The organism is Streptomyces sp. NBC_01210 (assembly GCF_036010325.1).
Lineage (GTDB): Bacteria > Actinomycetota > Actinomycetes > Streptomycetales > Streptomycetaceae > Streptomyces.
On the sequence record NZ_CP108549.1, the window covers coordinates 7,253,665 to 7,273,796 of the forward strand.

At 70.6% G+C, this 20,132-nt stretch carries 21 protein-coding genes; 8 read left to right on the forward strand and 13 right to left on the reverse strand.

Annotated features, from left to right (window positions below; genetic code table 11):
- Nucleotides 1-2 precede the first annotated feature (2 nt).
- The 9 genes from cysD to OG735_RS32670 all read right to left on the reverse strand — a co-directional run bounded on the left by cysD (nucleotide 3) and on the right by OG735_RS32670 (nucleotide 8,182).
- Nucleotides 3-938 carry a sulfate adenylyltransferase subunit CysD gene (gene cysD / locus OG735_RS32630; protein ID WP_327326726.1) on the reverse strand — a complete coding sequence of 312 codons (936 nt, stop codon included), beginning with the start codon at nucleotides 936-938 and terminating at the stop codon, nucleotides 3-5.
- Nucleotides 935-1,492, reverse strand: coding sequence for an adenylyl-sulfate kinase (cysC, locus tag OG735_RS32635; protein WP_327326727.1), 558 nt, complete (start codon nucleotides 1,490-1,492; stop codon nucleotides 935-937). Before cysC ends, cysD begins: the two co-directional genes overlap by 4 nt.
- Nucleotides 1,489-2,190, reverse strand: a complete 702-nt coding sequence (locus OG735_RS32640; RefSeq protein WP_327326728.1) for a phosphoadenylyl-sulfate reductase — start codon at nucleotides 2,188-2,190, stop codon at nucleotides 1,489-1,491. Before OG735_RS32640 ends, cysC begins: the two co-directional genes overlap by 4 nt.
- On the reverse strand, nucleotides 2,187-2,366 hold the full coding sequence (locus OG735_RS32645; protein WP_327326729.1) for a hypothetical protein: 180 nt from the start codon (nucleotides 2,364-2,366) through the stop codon (nucleotides 2,187-2,189). The genes OG735_RS32640 and OG735_RS32645 overlap by 4 nt, the downstream gene beginning before the upstream one ends.
- Complete coding sequence (locus OG735_RS32650; RefSeq protein WP_327326730.1) at nucleotides 2,363-4,060, reverse strand: nitrite/sulfite reductase; 1,698 nt, start codon at nucleotides 4,058-4,060, stop codon at nucleotides 2,363-2,365. The genes OG735_RS32645 and OG735_RS32650 overlap by 4 nt, the downstream gene beginning before the upstream one ends.
- 116 nt (nucleotides 4,061-4,176) lie before the next feature.
- Nucleotides 4,177-4,260 carry a putative leader peptide gene (locus OG735_RS32655; RefSeq protein ID WP_327328529.1) on the reverse strand — a complete coding sequence of 28 codons (84 nt, stop codon included), beginning with the start codon at nucleotides 4,258-4,260 and terminating at the stop codon, nucleotides 4,177-4,179.
- A gap of 96 nt (nucleotides 4,261-4,356) precedes the next feature.
- Complete coding sequence (locus tag OG735_RS32660; protein WP_327326731.1) at nucleotides 4,357-4,923, reverse strand: GNAT family N-acetyltransferase; 567 nt, start codon at nucleotides 4,921-4,923, stop codon at nucleotides 4,357-4,359.
- Between the two features lie 72 nt (nucleotides 4,924-4,995).
- Nucleotides 4,996-6,279: a helix-turn-helix domain-containing protein gene (locus tag OG735_RS32665; protein WP_327326732.1), complete on the reverse strand. Its 1,284-nt coding sequence runs from the start codon at nucleotides 6,277-6,279 to the stop codon at nucleotides 4,996-4,998.
- Nucleotides 6,280-6,547: 268 nt separating this feature from the next.
- Nucleotides 6,548-8,182, reverse strand: coding sequence for an acyl-CoA dehydrogenase family protein (locus OG735_RS32670; protein ID WP_327326733.1), 1,635 nt, complete (start codon nucleotides 8,180-8,182; stop codon nucleotides 6,548-6,550).
- Between the two features lie 17 nt (nucleotides 8,183-8,199).
- Between OG735_RS32670 and OG735_RS32675 the strand changes: the two genes are divergently transcribed.
- Together OG735_RS32675 and OG735_RS32680 are read left to right on the forward strand one after the other, a co-directional pair.
- Complete coding sequence (locus tag OG735_RS32675; protein ID WP_327326734.1) at nucleotides 8,200-9,387, forward strand: YihY/virulence factor BrkB family protein; 1,188 nt, start codon at nucleotides 8,200-8,202, stop codon at nucleotides 9,385-9,387.
- Nucleotides 9,388-9,523: 136 nt separating this feature from the next.
- Nucleotides 9,524-10,261: a DUF6597 domain-containing transcriptional factor gene (locus tag OG735_RS32680; RefSeq protein WP_327326735.1), complete on the forward strand. Its 738-nt coding sequence runs from the start codon at nucleotides 9,524-9,526 to the stop codon at nucleotides 10,259-10,261.
- Here the strand turns inward: OG735_RS32680 and OG735_RS32685 are convergent.
- Nucleotides 10,201-10,596, reverse strand: a complete 396-nt coding sequence (locus OG735_RS32685; protein ID WP_327326736.1) for a VOC family protein — start codon at nucleotides 10,594-10,596, stop codon at nucleotides 10,201-10,203. The two genes, OG735_RS32680 and OG735_RS32685, sit on opposite strands and share 61 nt — an antisense overlap.
- 143 nt (nucleotides 10,597-10,739) lie before the next feature.
- On the opposite strand from OG735_RS32685, the gene OG735_RS32690 reads away from it, so the two are divergent.
- From OG735_RS32690 to OG735_RS32700, 3 genes are all read left to right on the forward strand, one after another.
- Nucleotides 10,740-11,534, forward strand: a complete 795-nt coding sequence (locus tag OG735_RS32690; protein ID WP_327328530.1) for a response regulator transcription factor — start codon at nucleotides 10,740-10,742, stop codon at nucleotides 11,532-11,534.
- Between the two features lie 5 nt (nucleotides 11,535-11,539).
- On the forward strand, nucleotides 11,540-12,661 hold the full coding sequence (locus tag OG735_RS32695; protein ID WP_327326737.1) for a sensor histidine kinase: 1,122 nt from the start codon (nucleotides 11,540-11,542) through the stop codon (nucleotides 12,659-12,661).
- A gap of 111 nt (nucleotides 12,662-12,772) precedes the next feature.
- Nucleotides 12,773-13,660, forward strand: coding sequence for an ABC transporter substrate-binding protein (locus OG735_RS32700; RefSeq protein WP_327326738.1), 888 nt, complete (start codon nucleotides 12,773-12,775; stop codon nucleotides 13,658-13,660).
- Nucleotides 13,661-13,778: 118 nt separating this feature from the next.
- On the opposite strand, the gene OG735_RS32705 is transcribed toward OG735_RS32700, so the two are convergent.
- Nucleotides 13,779-14,552 (reverse strand): CbtA family protein, encoded by a 774-nt coding sequence (locus OG735_RS32705; protein ID WP_327326739.1) that lies wholly within the window; start codon nucleotides 14,550-14,552, stop codon nucleotides 13,779-13,781.
- Nucleotides 14,553-14,573: 21 nt separating this feature from the next.
- The gene (locus OG735_RS32710) at nucleotides 14,574-14,786 is read right to left on the reverse strand and encodes a CbtB domain-containing protein (protein WP_327326740.1); all 213 of its coding nucleotides are present in this window, start codon (nucleotides 14,784-14,786) and stop codon (nucleotides 14,574-14,576) included.
- 262 nt (nucleotides 14,787-15,048) lie between these two features.
- Here OG735_RS32710 and OG735_RS32715 point away from each other — a divergent pair, with 262 nt between their 5' ends.
- The 3 genes from OG735_RS32715 (at nucleotide 15,049) to OG735_RS32725 (ending at nucleotide 17,155) form a co-directional block, all read left to right on the forward strand.
- Entirely contained in the window at nucleotides 15,049-15,624 is a 576-nt protein-coding gene (locus OG735_RS32715) for a histidine phosphatase family protein (protein WP_327326741.1), read from the forward strand.
- A 151-nt stretch (nucleotides 15,625-15,775) separates the two neighbouring features.
- A complete protein-coding gene (locus OG735_RS32720) occupies nucleotides 15,776-16,360 on the forward strand; it encodes a hypothetical protein (RefSeq protein WP_327326742.1) in 585 nt (194 codons plus the stop codon).
- A gap of 69 nt (nucleotides 16,361-16,429) precedes the next feature.
- Nucleotides 16,430-17,155: a DUF1775 domain-containing protein gene (locus OG735_RS32725; RefSeq protein ID WP_327326743.1), complete on the forward strand. Its 726-nt coding sequence runs from the start codon at nucleotides 16,430-16,432 to the stop codon at nucleotides 17,153-17,155.
- A gap of 83 nt (nucleotides 17,156-17,238) precedes the next feature.
- Here the strand turns inward: OG735_RS32725 and OG735_RS32730 are convergent, their stop codons facing one another.
- Entirely contained in the window at nucleotides 17,239-19,941 is a 2,703-nt protein-coding gene (locus OG735_RS32730) for a SpoIIE family protein phosphatase (protein ID WP_327326744.1), read from the reverse strand.
- Nucleotides 19,942-20,132: the final 191 nt, after the last annotated feature.

The following is a 20,132-nucleotide window of genomic DNA, read 5'->3' on the forward strand; positions in this document are numbered from 1 at the left end:
GGTTAGAAGTACCCCTCGCGCTTGCGGTCTTCCATCGCGGCCTCGGACATCTTGTCGTCGGCGCGGGTCGCGCCCCGCTCGGTCAGCCGGGATGCGGCGATCTCGGTGATCACGGCGTCCAGCGTGGTGGCGTCGGAGTCGACGGCACCGGTGCAGGACATGTCGCCGACGGTGCGGTAGCGGACGAGACGCGTCTCGACGCTCTCGCTCTCCTTGGGACCGCCCCACTCACCGGCGGTCAGCCACATGCCGGAGCGCTTGAAGACCTCGCGCTCGTGCGCGAAGTAGATCTCGGGCAGCTCGATCTTCTCGCGCTCGATGTACTGCCAGACGTCCAGCTCGGTCCAGTTGGAGAGCGGGAACACCCGGACATGCTCGCCCGGCGCGTGGCGGCCGTTGTAGAGCTGCCACAGCTCGGGCCGCTGCCTGCGCGGGTCCCACTGCGAGAACTCGTCGCGCAGCGAGAACACCCTCTCCTTCGCGCGCGCCTTCTCCTCGTCCCGGCGGCCGCCGCCGAACACCGCGTCGAAGCGGTGCTGCTGGATGGCCTCGGTCAGTGGGACGGTCTGCAGCGGGTTACGGGTGCCGTCGGGGCGCTCGCGCAGCTTCCCGGCGTCGATGTACTCCTGCACGGAGGCGACATGCAGCCGCAGCCCGTGCTGGGCGACGGTGCGGTCGCGGTACTCGAGAACCTCGGGGAAGTTGTGCCCGGTGTCCACGTGCAGCAGGGTGAACGGTACCGGCGCCGGCGCGAACGCCTTGAGCGCCAGATGCAGCATGACGATCGAGTCCTTGCCGCCGGAGAAGAGGATCACCGGTCGCTCGAACTCGCCCGCCACCTCGCGGAAGATGTGCACCGCCTCGGACTCCAGGGCGTCCAGATGCGACAGGGCGTACGGGCTGTCGGTGCCTTCGTGGACAGTGGCGGCCGTCGTCATGCCAGACCCCTCTCGGTGAGCAGCGCGTGAAGCGCCGCTGCGGACTCCTGCACGGTCTGCTGGTGCGACTCGATCCGCAGATCCGGGTTCTGCGGCTCCTCGTACGGGTCGTCGACACCGGTCAGGCCGCTGATCTCACCGGCGGCCTGCTTGGCGTAGAGACCCTTCACATCGCGTACGGAGCAGACCTCCACCGGAGTGGCGACATGCACCTCGACGTACGGCGTGCCCTCGGTGGCGTGGCGCTTGCGGACGGCCTCGCGGCTGTCCTCGTACGGGGCGATCACCGGCACGAGCGCCTTGATGCCGTTGGACGCCAGCAGTTCGGCGACGAAGCCGATCCGCTGGACGTTGGTGTGGCGGTCCTCGCGGCTGAAGCCGAGGCCGGCGGAGAGGAACTCCCGGATCTCGTCGCCGTCGAGCACCTCGGTCCGGTGACCCTCGGCGCGCAGCCGCCCGGCCAGCTCGTAGGCGATGGTGGTCTTGCCGGCGCTCGGCAGCCCGGTGAGCCAGATGGTGGCCCCAGTCACGTTCTTGTCTCCCAGAATCGTCATCCGTGCAGCCCGCATTCGGTCTTGCCGCGCCCGGCCCAGCGTCCGGCCCTCGCGTCCTCGCCCTCCAGCACCCGGCGGGTGCAGGGCGCGCAGCCCACGGAGGCGTAACCGTCCATCAGCAGCGGGTTGGTGAGGACGCCGTGCTCGGCGACGTACGTGTCCACGTCCTCCTGCGTCCAGCGGGCGATCGGCGAGATCTTGACCTTCTGCCGCTTCTCGTCCCAGCCGACGACCGGGGTGTTCGCCCGGGTCGGGGACTCGTCGCGGCGCAGCCCCGTCGCCCAGGCGTCGTACGCGGTCAGTCCCTCTTCGAGGGGCTTGACCTTGCGCAGCGCGCAGCACAGGTCGGGGTCGCGGTCGTGCAGCTTCGGGCCGTACTCCGCGTCCTGCTCGGCGACCGACTGACGCGGCGTGAGCGTGATGACGTTGACGTCCATCACGGCCTCGACCGCGTCACGCGTGCCGATGGTCTCGGGGAAGTGGTAGCCGGTGTCGAGGAAGACGACGTCGACGCCCGGAAAGGCACGGGAGGCGAGGTGGGCCACCACCGCGTCCTCCATCGAGGAGGTGACGCAGAAGCGCGGCCCGAAGGTGTCGGCCGCCCACTTCAGGATGTCCAGGGGCGAGGTCTCTTCCAGGTCCCGCCCGGCCTGTTCGGCGAGCGACTTGAGCTCGTCCTTGGTCTGAACCGCCGTCATATCTCGTTCCCTCCACCGTCGTTGCGCTGAAGTCCACGGGACAGCAGCCCGAGGAACTTCAACTGGAAGGCTCGATTGCAGGCTGCGCATTCCCAGGCGCCGTGGCCCTGCTCGTTCGGACGCAGGTCCTCGTCACCGCAGTACGGGCAGTAGAAGGGCGCGGCACGCTCGCTCATGACAGGGCCTCCTCGGACGCACGCGCGGCCCAGGTCGCGAAGCGCTCGCCGTCCTCGCGCTCCGCCTGGAAGCGCTTGAGGACGCGCTCGACGTAGTCCGGCAGCTCGGCCGAGGTGACCTTCAGACCGCGGACCTTGCGGCCGAAGCCCGCCTCGAGGCCCAGCGCGCCGCCCAGGTGCACCTGGAAGCCCTCGACCTGGTTGCCGTCCTTGTCCAGCATCAGCTGGCCCTTGAGACCGATGTCGGCGACCTGGATACGGGCGCAGGCGTTGGGGCAGCCGTTGAGGTTGATGGTGATCGGGTGGTCGAACTCGGGGATGCGGCGCTCGAGTTCGTCGATCAGCGAGGCGCCGCGCGCCTTGGTCTCGACGATCGCCAGCTTGCAGAACTCGATACCGGTGCAGGCCATCGTGCCCCGGCGGAACGGGGAGGCGTTGACCCGCAGGTCCAGCGCCTCGAGACCGGAGACGAGCGACTCGACCTGGTCCTCGGCCACATCGAGCACGATCATCTTCTGCTCGGTGGTGGTACGGAGCCGTCCCGAGCCGTGCGCTTCGGCAAGCTCGGCGATCTTCGTCAGGGTCGCTCCGTCGACACGTCCCACGCGCGGGGCGAAGCCGACGTAGAAGCGGCCGTCCTTCTGCCGGTACACGCCGAGGTGGTCACGCCAGGTCTCGGACGGCTCCTCGGGCGCGGGACCGTCGACAAGCTGGTACTTGAGGTACTCGTCCTCCAGGACCTGGCGGAATTTCTCCGGGCCCCAGTCGGCGACCAGGAACTTCAGCCGCGCGCGAGTGCGCAGCCGGCGGTAGCCGTAGTCACGGAAGATGCCGATGACGCCGCCGTACACGTCCGGCACCTCGTCCAGCGGGACCCAGGCGCCGAGGCGGACTCCGAGCTTGGGGTTGGTGGAGAGCCCGCCGCCGACCCAGAGGTCGAAACCGGGACCGTGCTCGGGGTGGTTGACGCCCACGAAGGCGATGTCGTTGATCTCGTGCGCGACATCGAGCTGCGGGGATCCGGAGATGGCCGTCTTGAACTTGCGCGGCAGGTTCGAGTAGGCGGGGTTGCCGATGAAGCGGCGGTGGATCTCGTCGATGGCGGAGGAGCCGTCGATGATCTCGTTCTCGGCGACGCCCGCCACGGGCGAGCCGAGGATCGTGCGGGGCGTGTCACCGCAGGCCTCGGTCGTGGACAGTCCCACGGCCTCAAGCCGATTCCAGATCTCCGGGACGTCCTCGATCCGGATCCAGTGGTACTGCACATTCTGCCGGTCGGTGATGTCGGCGGTGCCGCGCGCGAACTCCTGCGAGATCTCGCCGATGACCCGCAACTGCTCGGTGGTCAGCCGGCCGCCGTCGATACGGACGCGCAGCATGAAGTACTTGTCGTCCAGCTCCTCCGGCTCGAGGATCGCGGTCTTGCCGCCGTCGATGCCGGGCTTGCGCTGGGTGTACAGCCCCCACCAGCGCATACGCCCGCGGAGGTCGGCCCCGTCGATCGAGTCGAAGCCGCGGTGGGCATAGATCGTCTCAATGCGTGTCCGCACATTGAGACCGTCGTCGTCCTTCTTCGTCTGCTCATTGGCGTTGAGCGGCGTCATATGGCCAACAGCCCACTGACCCTCGCCGCGGTGACGTCCGGCCTTGCGGCGGGGCGCGGCGGGGGCGGGCTTTTCAGGGGAGGCGGCCATGGCGAATACGTCCTTCGAGACTGCAGGAGGGCGGCTTTGAGCTGCACACTCGCGCGAGGCGCGACAATGCGCAGGAGGGGAACAGAGAGTGGGGAATGCTCGGCTGTGCTGGTCTTTCAGCAGACCGGACAGATGGCGCTGGACATGCGGCCGAGGTCGACGTGCCGCCGACTCACCAAGGCAGTTCCAGCTCGAGACATGACGGAAGCGTGTCACGGCGGTCCGATGGCAGTCCACCTTCATCCAGAATGTGGACAACACTGTCCCGCATCGCAAGACAGTGTGTTGCTGGTCACTCAGACGTGGGCACCTGGCCAGGGGCCGGGCGCGGCCACCTCGGGCTCTTCCTCCGTCCTGGTGTCGAAGAGAGTGAAGCCGCGTCGCAGATAGTTGTCCATGGCATGCGGGCCGTCCTTGGAGCAGGTGTGCAGCCAGACCCGCTTCGTCGGCGTCAGCCCCGGCCACCGCTCCGCCAGGTCCCAGGCCCTCGCGACACCCCAGGAGAGGAGATGGCCGCCGATCCGCCGCCCCCGGAACGCCGGGATCAGCCCGAAGTAGACGATCTCGACCGAGCCCTCGCCCTGCGCCTCCAGCTCCACATAGCCCGCCGGCGTCCCCTTCTCGTACGCCACCCAGGTCTCGGTGCCCGGCCTGGCGAGCATCTCCTCCCACTGCGCGTACGTCATGCCCAGCCGGTCCATCCAGCGGATGTCACCGCCGACGGCCGTATACAGAAAGCGGCTGAACTCGGGCGAAGGCACCGCGGCCCGTACGATCCGCAGATCCCCTTCGGGCGCGGCGGCCGGCCGCAGATCTGCCGGCGAGGTCTGCTCCAGGGACCAGGTGGTCACAGTGATGCTCATGAGCGCCAGGGAACCACGATGTCCTGATCCGGCCAAAGCCGAGTCCTCGCTGAGCCGCCCGCAGCCGCTTGGTCAGTCCGGCGGTCGGCGCGCGCTCACCACCGCCGGGGCCCTCGACTGCGGCAGCAGATCGGCCGGATCGTCCGGCTGGACCAGCTCCACCTCGACCTCGTCGACGAAGCGGTACGGGCGGTGCGCCAGCACCTGCGCCAGATGCCGCCGCAGTCGCGACATCTCGGCCCGCACCGTCACCGTGCGCGTCGGGTCCTCGAAGAGCGCCTGCGCCAACTGCGCCGCGGTCCGCCCGTCCCGGTGCAGCGCCAGCATGTACAGCAGCTCGGCATGGCGCGGGCTGAGCTCCTGCGCCCAGCTGCCGGCGGCCCCCGCGACGGTGACCGAAGGCTGCCGTGGCCTGCTCAGATCCAGCACCACCCGGCCCGGCGGCGCCGCGGAGCTCCTCTCGTCGACCCGTATCAGCCAGCCGCCGGGCAGCGGCTCGACCGTGCACATGCCGAGCGAGGGCAGCCAGAGCCGACCGCCGACGACGGACTTCGGCAGCGAAAGCCGACCGGTGGGCGGCATGCCGGTGACCGCGGCCGGCCAGCCGTTGACGTCCACGGCCAGCGCCCGGCCGGTCAGCCGGGCCAGCAGCGGCGACGCCACGCTGCGTAGCCGGTCCAGCGCCGCGAAGTGCCGGTTGCGCAGTTCGGCCTCGGCGAGCCGGGCGACCGAGGTGACCAGGGAGAGCGTCGCCGGATGCATGGTGGACAGGGGTCCGCTGATGTCGACGACGCCGATCAGCTTGCCGTCGCGCGGATCGGTGACCGGTGCGCCCGCGCAGGTCCAGGTGTGGTGGGTGGAGACGAAGTGCTCGGCGGAGTGCACCTGGAGCGGCCGCCGGGAGATCAGCGGAGTGCCGATACCGTTCGTACCGACGAGCCCCTCGCTCCAGTCGGCGCCGAGGACGAATCCGTGCGAGTCGCCCTTGCGCAGCACTGTTGCCTTGCCCTCGCGCCAGAGCATCCGTCCCTCGGTGTCCGCGACGACCATGATGTGCTGGGCCGCCTCGGCGATCGACACCAGGCCGTCCCGCAGCACCGGCAGCACCTCGCGAAGCGGCGAGGCGAGCCGACGGCGTTCTATCTCCTCCGGCGGCAGCAGCCCGGCCCTGTGGTCCCGGTCGGGATCCATACCGCCGCGCAGCATCCGCTGCCACGACTCGTTGATGTCCGCCCGTGGGCCGAGCTGCGAGCGCCGGCCGTTGAGCGTGGCGTCCCGCACGCCCTTCAGTAACCTGGCGGCCTCCGCGGTGTCCATGGCGGCGAGCCTGGCCAGGTCGAGTGATGTGCTCTGCACCGGGGTCCTCCTGGGCGGCGCCGGCGTCCGATGCGGGGGGGCTGGCTCAATCGTGCCCCCTCCCGCGGCAATGCGTGGCGATTTGGGCCACAAGACTGCAACCCCTTGCAACTCTCGCGTACAGGCGTGCACATATATCAGGGTGGTGGAACACCGGTTCGCCGGTCGTCATGCACCGCACTGCCCTGCACTGCGGGGCGCATGACAGCGCGCGGGGTGGTGCCGTGTCGGCGCAGCACCACCCCGACAGCCGTCGGCGGCGCGGGCCTCAGACCACGGCTCGCGCCCGCTCGACGACCGACGCCAGATCGAGCGTGTGCGGCAGCGTGCCGAAGGCCGTGCCCCAGTCCCCGCCGAGCCGTGAAGCGCAAAACGCGTCCGCCACCTCCGGCGGTGCCCACCGCACCAGCAGCGATCCCTGCAGCACCAGCGCCATCCGCTCCACCAGCCGACGCGCCCGCGCCTCGATCCCGTTCAGATCGGCCAGTTCGGTCAGCAGGTCCTTGATCGCCGCGTCCAGACGGTGATCGGCGCCGCGCGCCTTGCCGACCTCCTGCAGGAAGGCGTTCAGGGCCTGCGGCTCACGCTGCAGCGCCCGCAGGACATCGAGCGCCTGCACGTTGCCCGAGCCCTCCCAGATCGAGTTGAGCGGCGACTCGCGCAGCAGCCGCGGCAGCCCCGACTCCTCTACGTAGCCATTGCCGCCCAGGCACTCGAGCGCCTCGGCCACCGTCGGCGTACAGCGCTTGGTCACCCAGTACTTGGCGGCGGGCACCGCGAGCCGCAGGAAGGCCCGCTCCTCGTCCGTATCGGCGTCGTACGCGGCGGCGAGCCGCAGCGCCAGTGTCGTCGCGGCCTCCGACTCCAGCGCCAGATCCGCCAGTACGTTGCGCATCAGCGGCTTGTCGATGAGCAGCCCGCCGAACGCGCTGCGGTACGCGGAGTGGTGGATCGCCTGTGCCACCGACTGCCGCATCAGCGCGGCCGACCCGATGACACAGTCGAGCCGGGTCGCCGCCACCATCTCGATGATGGTGCGCACCCCGCGGCCCTCGTCGCCCACCCGGCGCGCCCATGTCCCGTCGAACTCGATCTCGCTCGACGCATTGGACTTATTGCCGAGCTTGTCCTTGAGCCGCTGGATCCGGAACACATTGCGGGTACCGTCGTCCAGCACCCGGGGCACCAGGAAGCAGGTCAAACCCCCTGCCGCCTGGGCGAGTACCAGAAAACCGTCACACATAGGAGCGGAACAGAACCACTTGTGACCGGTGAGCAGATACTCCCCGTCACCGGCCAGCGGCTCGGCCCTCGTCGTGTTCGCCCTGACGTCGCTGCCGCCCTGCTTCTCGGTCATTCCCATTCCGAACAGGGCCCCGGCCTTCAGTGAGGCGGGCCGCAGCCCCTCCTCGTACACCTGCGAGGTCAGCCGCGGCTCCCACTCCGCGGCCAGCGCCGGGTCCGTACGCAGCGCGGGCACCGTCGCATGCGTCATCGACACCGGACAGCCGTGCCCGGCCTCCGCCTGCGTCCACACCAGGAACCCGGCCGCACGCCGAACATGCCCGGCCGGCCTGCCCCAGGCGTTGGTCAGCCCGGCCGACACGGCCTTGCCGAGGAGCCGGTGCCAGGCGGGATGGAAGTCGACCTCGTCGATCCGGTTCCCGTACCGGTCGTGGGTGCGCAGTTTCGGCGGATTCTCATTGGCCTGCACACCCCACTCCTGGGCCTGTGCGGAGCCTGCGGTGCTGCCGAGCGTCTCGAGCTCCTCCCGGGCCTCGTCGAGGAATTCCGGCGCGACATGCCGTTCCACGCCCTCCGTGAGGGCCTGGTCGGCGCTGAAGACGTCGTACCCGACCAGGGGTGGAGCCTGGTTGGTCACTGTGTGGGTGGTAGCTGCCATGCCGATACGGTAAGGAGGTGCAGGCAGCAAATGAAACACCCGAGCGGCCATCGGGCCGACTCCACCGGGCCCGAGTCCTCTACCGCAACGTCTCCAAGCGGAAGATGGCATGGTTGCTGCTGAAGGACACGGTCAACTCGTGCATCGAGTACCGCATCCTGGGCCTCGCGGCCGAGGCGGCGTTCTTCACGCTGCTGTCACTGCCGCCGCTGCTGCTCGGTCTGATCGGTCTCCTCGGCTATGTGGACGTGTGGACCAACACCACCACCGTCGCCTCGATCGAGGAAAACATCCTGAGAGCGGCCGGCACGGTGCTCTCCGACCGGGGCGTCAACCAGATCGCCAGGCCCCTGCTGGAGGACGTCACCCACGGCGGACGGCCGGACGTCATCTCCATCGGCTTCGCCATCGCGCTCTGGTCCGGTTCGCGGGCGGTCAATGTCTTCATCGACACGATCACCGTGATGTACGGCCTCGACGGCCAGCGCGGCATCGTCGCCACCCGGCTGCTGGCCTTCCTGCTCTACATCGTGGCGCTGCTGATCGGCGCGGTGGTACTGCCGCTGGCGGTGGTCGGCCCCGACCGGGTGGTGGAGTTCATTCCGTGGGGCACGGAAGTCGTCAGCGTCCTGTACTGGCCGGTGGTCAGTCTGCTCTCGATCGCCTTCCTCACCACGCTCTACCACGTGTCCGTCCCGGTGCGCTCGCCGTGGATCGAGGACGTCCCGGGTGCGCTGGTGGCGCTCGGGATGGGGGTGCTGGGCTCATTCCTGCTGCGTATCTACCTCACCAGCACGGTCGAGGGCCCGACGATCTACGGCTCACTCGCCGCGCCCATCGCCGTCCTGCTGTGGATCGGCCTGACCGCCTTCGCGGTCCTGGTGGGCGCGGCGGTCAATGCCGCCATCGACCGGGTCTGGCCGTCGGTCGCCACGGCCGCGGCCCGCGCGGCCAACGAGCGGATGCGTGCGCTCAACGCCGCAGAGCTCCTTGCCCGGGCGGAGGCCACCCAGGTCTACGGGGAGGGCGAGAGCGAGGACGAGGACGAGGACGACGGGGCCATGCCATCGGAATTCCCGGAGCGATGGTCGCGGTTCCTGCCGCCGGACGATGTGAAGTCGCGGCTGCACGCGGGTCGGGAGAACGGCCGGGAGGGCCACGAGAGCAGCCGTGACAAGGAGACCAGGCAGCAGCGGAAACCCTGAGCCGGGCCACCGCTGTCCGTGCGGGTGAGCTCCCTGAGCGCGCTCATAACAGCCCCCGACATCAGCGGCGTTGGACCGAGGGGCCGTTCTCGATCGCGCGGGGCTGCGCGGGTAGCTGCGGGATAGCCTTGTAAGGGTGTACGAGGAATGGGCGTCGCGGCTCGAAGGAGCCGTCGTCTGGACGCGGACCGTGGACCGGCGTGCCGGTGCGGTCCACCCCGTGCTGCCCGACGGCTGCATGGACCTGCTCTGGTTCGAGGGCCGGCTCCTCGTGGCAGGACCCGACACCCACGCCCACACCCCCGGGAGCGGCCTCGGCACCCGGTGGGCGGGGGTGCGCTTCGCGCCCGGGACCGCGCCCGCGATTCTCGGCGTACCGGCGTACGAGCTGCGCGACCGGCGGGTCGAGATCGCCGATGTGTGGGGCGGGGCCGAGGCACGCCGGCTCAGCGCGCGGATCGACGCGGCCCCGGACCCGGTGGCCGAGCTGGAGGCCGTGGCGCTTGGGCGGGCGGACGCGGCCCTGCCGCCGGACCCGCTGCTGGGCGAGGTGGTGCGCCGGCTGGAGGCGGGCGGCACGGTGGCCGGGGCGGCGTACGCGGTGGGCCTGGGCGCCCGGCAGCTGCACCGGCGTTCGCTGGACGCCTTCGGATACGGGCCCAAGACGCTGGCCCGGGTGCTGCGGCTGCAACGGGCGCTGACGTTCGTACGGGAGGGTGTGCCGTACGCCGAGGCGGCACTCGGCGCGGGCTGCGCCGACCAGGCGCACCTCGCACGCGAGATGCGCGACCTGGCAGGAATCACCCTCGGCGCCTACTCGGCGCTGGCGAACAGCGAGACACCGCAGCCGTCGGGGTCGAGGACCACCGCGTAACGCTGCCCCCAGAAGGCGTTCCAGGGCTTGAGGTGCCCCCGGTATCCCGCCTCGGTCAGCTCGGCGTAGACGGAGTCCACCTCGGCGGGGCTGTCGCAGGCGAAGGCGAGCCCGAGCCGTTCGCCGCCGCCCGGCGGCCGGGTCCACTCGGGGTCGAAGGAACGGATGGTCTCCTCGGTGTCCCACAGCACGCGCAGTCCGCTGGGCAGCGTCGCCTCGGCGTGGGGCGCGGTGTCGGCGTCGGCGGGGATGTCCAGGCCGAGCCGGCGGTAGAAGGCGAGAGAGGCGGCCATGTTGGAGGCGACAAGGCCGATCGCGTCGAGTCGTGGAGTCATGACCTCAACGTAGGCAGGCCGGGACGGGGAGTCTTGAACGAATCGGACGTCCCTCCGTCGCGGGACGTCATCGGCGAGGGACGTCATAGTTCCGTAAGGAGCCGCGTGTGATCGACCGCGCTTCCTCGGAGGACACTGACCGTATGCACAACATTCTGGTCGTCGACGACGATCCGACCGTCGCCGAGGTCGTCACCGGCTATCTGGAGCGCGCCGGCTTCACCGTGGACCGGGCCGCCGACGGGCCACAGGCGCTGCGGCATGCCGCCGGGCGGCGGCCGGACCTGGTCGTCCTCGATCTGATGCTGCCGGGTATGGACGGGCTGGAGGTGTGCCGCAGGCTACGGGCCGGTGCGCTCGCCGCCGTACCCGTGATCATGCTGACCGCGCGCGGCGACGAGGACGACCGGATCCTGGGGCTCGAGATAGGGGCGGACGACTATGTGACCAAGCCCTTCAGCCCGCGCGAGCTGGTGCTGCGGGTCGAGTCCGTACTCCGCAGAGGGGCCGCGGCGGGGGAGCGGCGGGCCGGGCCGGGGCCGGCGGCCGCGGGCATCGTCCTTGACCCGGCCGCCCGCAGGGCCACCAAGGACGGCCATGAACTGGCCCTGACCCTGAGGGAGTTCGATCTGCTGGCGCATCTGATGCGGCACCCGGGCGAGGCGATCGGCCGGGAGCGGCTGATGCAGGACGTATGGGGCTGGGAGTTCGGCGATCTGTCCACCGTCACGGTCCATGTACGCCGGCTGCGCGGCAAGATCGAGGACGATCCCGCCAGGCCGCGACTGATCCAGACGGTGTGGGGGGTGGGCTACCGCTTCGATGTACCAGGTGACGGGGACGTACCGCGGGACGTAGCGCGGGACGTAGCGCGGGATGAAGCGCGGGACGAGCCGAGGGATCTACCGCCCTCGCAGCTGCCGCGGGAAGAGGCCTGATCGTCGTGTGGGACATGCTCCTCATCGCCCTCTTCGCCTTCCTCGGGGCCGCGGCCGTCGGCCTGCTCGGGGCCGTGGCCCTGCGGGCGGTGCGCCACCGGTCCGTCGCCGTCTCCCTCACGATCGTCGCCGCCGTCGCCGTCACCGCGATGCTCGCCGGGACGCTCGCCGTCGCCCAGGCGATGTTCCTGTCCGCGCACGACCTCACCGTCGTCACCACGGTCGTCGCGATGGCGGCGGTCGTCTCGCTCGCCACCGCGCTGCTGCTCGGCCGCTGGGTTGTCGCCCGCAGCCGCGAACTCGCCCTGGCGGCACGCTCGTTCGGCGACGGTGGCTCCTTCGCCGCACCCGACGGCGCCTCCACCGCGGAACTGGCCGCACTGAGCCGGGAACTCGCCGCCACCAGCGACCGGCTCGCCGCGTCCCGCGAACGTGAACGCGCCCTGGAGACCTCCCGCCGCGAGCTCGTCGCCTGGATCTCCCACGACCTGCGCACCCCCCTGGCCGGGCTGCGCGCCATGTCCGAAGCGCTGGAGGACGGTGTCGTACAGGACCCGGAGCGCTACTTCCGCCAGATCCGTACCGAGGTCGACCGGCTCAACTCCATGGTGGGCGATCTCTTCGAGCTCTCCCGCATCCACGCCGGCACGCTGGCCCTCACCCCCACCAGGATGTCGGTGTACGACTTGATCGGCGAGGCGATCGCCGGCGCGGACCCGCTGGCACGCGAGCAGGGCGTACGCCTCGTCGGCGACAGCGTCGAGTCCGTCCCGGTCGAGGTGGACGGCAAGGAGATGACCCGCGTACTGGCGAACCTCCTGGTCAACGCGATCCGCCGGACACCCGCCGACGGCACCGTCGCCGTCGCTGCCGAACGCCGCGAGGAGTGGGTCGTCCTCTCCGTCACCGACGGCTGTGGCGGCATTCCCGAGGAGGACCTCCCACGCGTCTTCGACACCGGCTGGCGCGGCACTCAGGCCCGTACGCCCCCGGCCGGCGCCGGTCTCGGCCTCGCGATCGTCCGCGGCATCGTCGAGGCGCACGCCGGCCACGCCGACGTACGCAATGTGACGGGCGGCTGCCGCTTCGAGGTGACGCTGCCCGCCGCGGCAGCCCCACTTGGTTGAAACAGCGAGCGTATGTATGAGTGACCGCGGAGACTGCCGGGCAGTCAAACGTCGATGGCCTTGGGGGAGGCCTCGCGATCCGTAACCGGCAGAAGGCAGGGGTGGGGACCTATGGCGCGACAGACGGATTGGGAATTCCTGGACGATCGCGGGCGGTCGGCGACGGCGGCACAAACGCCGTCGAGGCTGGTTGCCTACATCCAGGCCGGAGCGACCTTGTTCGACCACGGCATCCGGCCGGTGGGCCTCTTCGGATCCCACCACGACGGCGAGACCGCCGACCCGGCGAAGGCCGGCACGCTGCCGCTCGAGGACATCGCGTACCTCGGATCGGGCACCCGCGTCGGGGTGGACGCGATCCTCGACGCGGAACCCGACCTGGTGGTCGGCGTCGGCTACGGCTCCGACCAGGTCTACGGCCTGGATCCGGACACGGCGAAGCACATCGAGGAACATGTGCCCGTGGTGGTGTGCGACGTGGGCCAAGGGCGTTCCCTCGCCGCTGTACGGAACCGGTTCACGGCGCTCGCCCGGTCGCTCGGAGCCGAGCAGAACCTCTCGGGGGCGGCGGAACTCGACCGCGCGGAAGGCCGGCTGCGCACGCTGGCGGCCGACGCCGCTCACTTACGGATCCTGGCCCTGTCGCCCGGCACGCCGGAGAGCGTCCATCTCGCCAGGCCACGCGCGTGGCCGGACCTCAGGGCGCTGGCCGAGTGCGGCATCGGCCTGGTGGAGCCCGAGCGGGGTCCAGGGGCCAACTGGTCCACCGTCGACTGGACGGTGGCCGCGTCACTGGAGCCGGACATTGTGCTGACGGACGTACGGGCCAATGCCCTGCCGGTCGGTGCACTCGAGGGAGTCGAGGAGTGGCAGGCAGGCGCGGGCAGGGCCCGGATCGTGCCGTGGAACCCTGAGGTTCCCTGCAGCCATCTGGCGCACGCGCGCTTCTTCGACGCCGTGGCGGACGCGGTGCAGGCGTCCGCCTCGTCCGGCAGCTGAACGTCCGCCTCGTCCGGCCGCCGCGACAACGCCAGACCGCGGCAACGCCAGAACCCGCGGCAACGCCAGAACCCGCCGGGGAATCCCCGGCGGGTTCTGATGGCGCTGATACGTCGCGTCAGCCCGCGGCAGAGGCTGTCCGCGAGGGCGTGCTGCTTTCCGCGGCCGCCGTCCGGGCGGCACTCGGTACCAGGAGGCGCTCCGCGAGGTGACCGAAGACCAGCGCGAAGAACGTCCAGAGGGTGACCTGGATGGCGAGCGTGGCCAGTCGGAAGTCCCACACCACCGTGGCCGGGAAGTCCTTGGGCACCTCGTTGAACGAGGGCAGGAAGGCGAAGGCGATCCCGGCCGCCGCGATGAAGGCGGCCGCGGCGGCGACGGTCGCGTTCCAGTTGCCCAGCCGGGGAGCCAGCCGCTTCCCGAGGATCACCGCTGCGACAGCGAGCAGCACGCTGAGCACGATCATCAGGAAGTACACGGTGGTGCGCTTGCCGATCGTTTCGGGGTCACCGACTGCCGGCGGGTTCGGCGGGTACTTGAGAAACGGCACGACGTACACGGCCAGCAGCGCGCCCAGGGAGACCAGGGCGGCCGTGGCGCGCGGGCCGAACCGGCCGATGCGGCCGAGCGCGACACAGAAGGCGAGGGCGGCGATGCCGCCGATTGCGACGCCGAAGACCAGCACACCAGTGGCGAGGCCGGCCGTCGACTGCATGGCACGGCTGACGAGTTCCTCGCCGCCGTGCTCATGGCTGTGTGCTTCCTCGAACGCGATGGCGGAGTCCACGGGGGACTCGCCGAGCAGGTAGGCCACGACCAGGGCGAAGAAGCCGGCAACGAGGCCGGCGAGCATGCCGCGGACGAGCAGAGCTCTGACAGAGATGGAGTTCATGAGTGAGTGTTCCCCTGGTTCTCAGTGGCAGGGGAAGCCGAGCAGGTGGCGTCCGTCGTGGACCCACTCGTGCACGTTCTCACCGGAGATGAGCGCGGTGGCGCCCTGCTCGGCGCCTACGAAGTAGAGCAGGACGAGCATCAGCACGCCGAAGAACAGCGCCCACGGGGCGATTGCCTTCAGCGAGATGGGGGTGATGGCCGGTGCGGCGGCGGGTGCAGCGGTCTGTGCCATGACAGAACCTCCTGGGGGAACACGCGTCCCGATCGTGGTGCCTGAGACGAAGGTGCTGGGTCTGACTTCCCGCAGAAGTACGGGTTCACAGTGGCGCGACCGTGCCGGATTCTCACCGGACTTCCGTCACACCGTCGTCATGTCCACGAGACCGTACCGCTTGGCGGCCTGCACCGCTACGGCGCAGGGGCGCATGCCGGGGCGCCTCAACGCCCGTGATGTGCTTGCACCATGGGCCGTCGGGCGGAGAGGAATGTGCGGGATGACGGTACGGGTGATGTTGGTCTCACCGGCGATGAGTGCCGCGCTGCGCGGGGCGCGCTTCGACGGGGACGTACCCCTGGACGAGGCGGGCGTCCGCAGCGCCCGCGCCGCCGCCGGTGCGCTGCCGCGCGCCGGCCGGTGGGTGAGCGGCCCGTCCGCGCGCTGCCGTGAGACGGCCGAGGTGCTGGGTCTGCGGGCCGATCCCGAACTACGGCTCGGGGACTGGGACATGGGCCGCTGGCGCGGGCGCACGCTGGAAGAAGTGAGCGTGAGCGAGCCGGAGGCGGTGTCGGCGTGGCTGACCGATCCCTCGGCCGCTCCGCACGGCGGCGAGTCGCTGCTGGCTCTGTGTGCCCGGGTCGGCGGCTGGCTCGAGTCGCTGTCGGCCGACGGGCGTGTGCTGGCGGTCACCGAGCCCGCGGTGGCGCGTGCGGCGATCGTGCATGCGCTGGCGCTGCCGGCGGAGGCGTTCTGGCGGCTGGACATCGCGCCGCTGACCCTGACCGAGCTCAGCGGACGGGCCGGGCGCTGGAATCTGCGCTGCGGACGGCCGTTGGCGGCGGACGCGGACTGACCTTCGGCGGTCAGTACGGAGAGATCCGCAGGTTGGGGCACCCGCGGGCCTCCCGGTCGTGAATGATGGGCCCGGCATGCCGCAGACCCTCCGTCCTCCGTCTCGCAGCGCGCCGCGCGCTCGGTGGAGTGTGCGGGGCGCTCGGGCGGGTGTGTTCGCACTGGCGAGCGTGGGCCTGGCCGGCGTCGGACACCATGTGGCGTCCGGAAAGCCGGTCGCCTGGCTGCTGCTGTCGGCCGCGGCCGGCGCCGCCTTCCTCGGGGCGCTGCCCTGGGCGGGGCGGCGGCGTTCGCTCGCGGTGGTGGTGACCGCGACCTGCGCCGTGCAGCTCGTCCTCCACCAGGTCCTGGCGACGGCCGGGCCCGGCCGGCACGGTACACCGCACGCAGCCGCCCACCCGATGGCCGGTGATCACGGCCTGCATCCGGGCACGGCCGTGATGCTCCTGGCGCACTCGCTGGCCGCCTTGGCCGTGGCGGTGCTGCTGCACCAGACGGACGACCAACTGGCGGTGCTCCCACGGCTCGTGGGCCTTCTCGCCGGCACGGTCCGCGACACCGTGGCGCGCCTCCTCGGCCGGTGGAGTGCGTACGCGTTCCGCTGCCCGGACGCCGCTCCAGCAGTCGCCGGATCGCGGCCGCTCCCAGGAGAGCCGGCGTGCGTCGTCCTCGCGCACATCGTGATACGCCGGGGGCCTCCCGGTCATGGACCGTCACCCTCACCGTCCCGTCCATGACCGACCAGCGGGCCTCTCGCCCTGTCGAGGGCTGCGCTGCTTTCGAGTTTCGAGGAGAAGATCCACACCATGAGTACCTTTCCCCTGCCTTCCGCCGTCCGGCGGTCGTTGCTTGTCGCCACCCTGGCCGTCGGCACAGTGCTCGCCGTGGCCGGTCCGGCCGCCGCCCACGTCGAAGTGACCGCCTCCGACGACCGGGCCCTGGCGAAGGACGTGACGCTGACGTTCACGTCCGAGGCGGAGTCGGACACTGCGGGCATCGCCAAACTGCAGATCGTCCTGCCCGAGGGCGTCGCGCCGGATGCGGTGAAGCTGAAGAAGGCACCCGACGGCTGGAAGCTCACGCCGGGCGAAGGCGGCTACACCATCGGCGGCAAGGCGCTGGCCACCGGCACGGACATGGTCCACAGCATCACGGTGACGCAACTGCCGGACGTGAAGTCGCTGGTGTTCAAGACCGTGGAGACGTACGGCGACGGAAAGATCGACCGCTGGATCGAGGTGCCCAAGGGCGCCCAGGAGCCGGAGAATCCGGCGCCGGTGCTCAACCTGAAGCCGGCCGCGCCGGGCTCGGCACCGATCAATGCCGGCTCGAGCCCCACTCCCAGCACGGAGCCGAGTAAGACCTCGCCCGCACCGTTGCTCTCACAGCAGCAGCAGCAGTCGGCGGCGAAGAAGAAGGACGACGGCGGAGGCAGCGGGGTTGTCGTCGCGGTCGCCGCCGTCGTGGTGGTGATCGCCGCGGGCGCCGGCCTGTGGTGGTTCAAGCGCCGTCCGGGCGCCGGATCGGCCTGAGCCGTAGGGCCGGGGTGCGGCAGGCTGCCGCACCCCGGCCCGGGCGTCCCCGGCGTTCCCGCAACGGCTGACGCACCGACCGGTCACGGTCCGCCTGAGGGGTCCGGCAACCCGTCGGTCTGCAGTGGCTGTTCCGTCCAGATGACCTTGCCGTCGGCGGTGTACCGCGTGCCCCAGCGCTCCGCGAACTGGGCGACGAGGAACAGCCCCCGGCCTCCCTCGTCCGTGATCGCCGCCTGCTTCAGGTGCGGCGAGGTGTTGCTGTGGTCGGAGACCTCGCAGATCAGGCTGCGGTCGCGGATCAGCCGTACGCGGATCGGGCCGGAGGCGTACCGAATGGCATTGGTGACCAGCTCGCTCAGGATCAGCTCGGTGGTGAACGCTTCCTCCGCCAGACCCCACTCCGCCAGTTTGTCGGACACAGCCGCTCGTACGCGTGACACCTCTGCGGGCTCGGGCGGAACCTCCCAGTCCGCCACTCTCCCGGAGTCCAGCACGCGCGTACGGCCGACGAGCAGTGCCACGTCGTCGCTCGGGCTCTCGGGCAGCAGCGCTTGCAGTGCCGCCTCGCAGGTTTCCTCCGGTGTCCGGGCCGCGTGGTCGGAGAGCGTACGGCGGAGCAGGGCCAGGCCGTCGTCGATGTCCCGGCGCCGGTCCTCGACGAGCCCGTCCGTGTACAGCACCAGTCCGCTGCCTTCGGGCAGCCGGATTTCCAGGGTTTCGAAGGGCAGACCGCCGAGCCCGAGCGGCGGGCCGCCCGGTACGTCGGCGAACTCTGCGCTGCCGTCCGGCCGAAGGAGCAGGGGCTGGAGGTGGCCGGCCCGTGCCATGGTGCAGTGGCCGGAGACCGGGTCGTAGATCGCGTACAGGCAGGTGGCTCCGGTGACTCGCGCCTCGGAGCCGTCGACGGCCTCGTCCTGGTCGATACGGGCGACCAGCTCGTCGATGTGCCACAAAAGCTCGTCGGGCGGCAGGTCCAGGGAGGAGAAGTTGTGGACCGCCGTCCGCAGCCGGCCCATGGTGGCCGCGGCATGCAGCCCATGACCTACGACGTCGCCCACCACGAGCGCCACCCGGGCGCCGGGCAGCGGGATGATGTCGAACCAGTCGCCGCCGACTCCGCCGAGTCCGCCGAGCCCGGCCTGTGCGGGCCGGTACCGGTAGGCGGCGTCGATGGCGTTCTGCTCCGGCAGGCCGCGTGGCAGCAGGCTGCGCTGCAGGGCCACCGCCATGGTGTGCTCGCGCGAGTAGCGCCGGGCGTTGTCGATGCTCACCGCGGCGCGGGCGACCAGCTCCTCGGCGAGCGACAGATCCTCGTCCTCGAACGGCTCGGGCTTCTCCGAACGCCAGAACATCGCCACGCCCAGAATGACGCCGCGGGCACGCAGCGGAACCGCGATCATCGAGTGGATTCCGTAGTCGGCGACAAGCTTGCGGGCTCGTTCCGGATCCTGTTCCTGCCAGCCGCCGAAGGCCGCCAGATCCGCCTCGAGGACAGCCTCTCCCGCCCCGATGCCGGAACCCAGCCGGGTGGTCGGTACGAAGCGGATCAGCTGGCCGAGCGGGTAGAGCGCCGTGTCGTCCCGGAGGCCCTTGAAAGCCGTACGACGCATCTGCGGGGCGGCTCCTGTCGGCTCCTCGCCACGCAGCACGTCCTCCACCACATCGACGGTGGCGAAGTCGGCGAAGCGGGCCGCGGCGAACTCCGCTAGTTCCTCGCACGTCCGCGCCACGTCGAGCGTGGTGCCGATCTCCGTACCGGCGTCGTACAGGAGCTTCAGGCGCCCCCGCGCCACATCGGCCCTGCCGGAGAGCGCCCGCAGTTCGGTGGTGTCGCGCAGCGTCGCCACGCTGCCGGGCGGCCCGCCGGCCTGGTCCGTCGAGCGCTGGTTGACGGCGAGCAGCCGCTCTCCGACCAGATACACCTCGTCGTTGGCGATCCTGCCCGAGACCAGCAGCCGGGCGGTGAGCGGATCCAGCCCGAGCTCGGTGACCGGGGCCCCTTCCACGTCCGCAGGGAGCTCGAGCAGTCGGCGCGCCTCGTCGTTGGCGAGGAGCAGCCGTCCGTCGCCGCCGACGATGAGCACACCCTCCCGTACGGCATGCAGAACGGCGTCGTGGTGCTCGTACATCCGGGTCATCTCGGCAGGGCCCAGACCGTGGGTCTGGCGCCGCAGCCGTCTGCTGACCAGCGCCGTTCCGCCCGCGGTCACGAGGAGCAGCGCGGCGGCGGCGCCGAACAGAAGAGGGAACTGATTCTGGACGACACCGCTGACATGCGCGATGGTGATCCCGGCCGAAACCAGGCCGACGATCTTGCCATGGGTGTCGGTGACGGGCACCACGGCCTGCACCAGAGGCCCGATGGTTCCGACGATTTTCTCGGTGACGATACCGCCGTTCAGCGCAGGCTGGACGTTGCCGACGAATTTCTTTCCGATCCGGTCGGGAAGTGGGTGCGTGTAGCGGATTCCGTCGGTGCTGAGTACGACGATGAAGTCGACGTCGGACCGTTTGCGTGCCCGTTCGGCCAGGGGCTGCAGTATCGCGGTGGGGTGGGGACTGGACAGGGCTGCCACGATGCCGGGTGAATGCGCGAAGGTCTGGGCCACGGCGACGGACCGATTGCGGGCCTCACGTTCACTGTCGGACCGGGACTGCAGCACGAGCGCCGCCATGGCGGCGGCGACGAGCAACACCACGATCGCCACCTGCAGGAGAAAGACCTGACCTGCGACAGTTCGCATCTTCAGAACCGAGCGCGGGCGGCCGTAGCGTCCGGCCATGTGCTATTTGTACACCTCCGGCATACGCTGGGCGATCCGCATACCGTAGATCGCGGAGGGCGCGCACGCGACGCACTTGCCGTAATCAGTGGCTCGGGGCCGGGTCTTGGACCAGGTGGATCATGGCCGGAACAGGTCGGTCGGGGCGGGAGCGGCGCCAGGCGTCGGGGGCAGCCCGGGGAGCGTGCCTG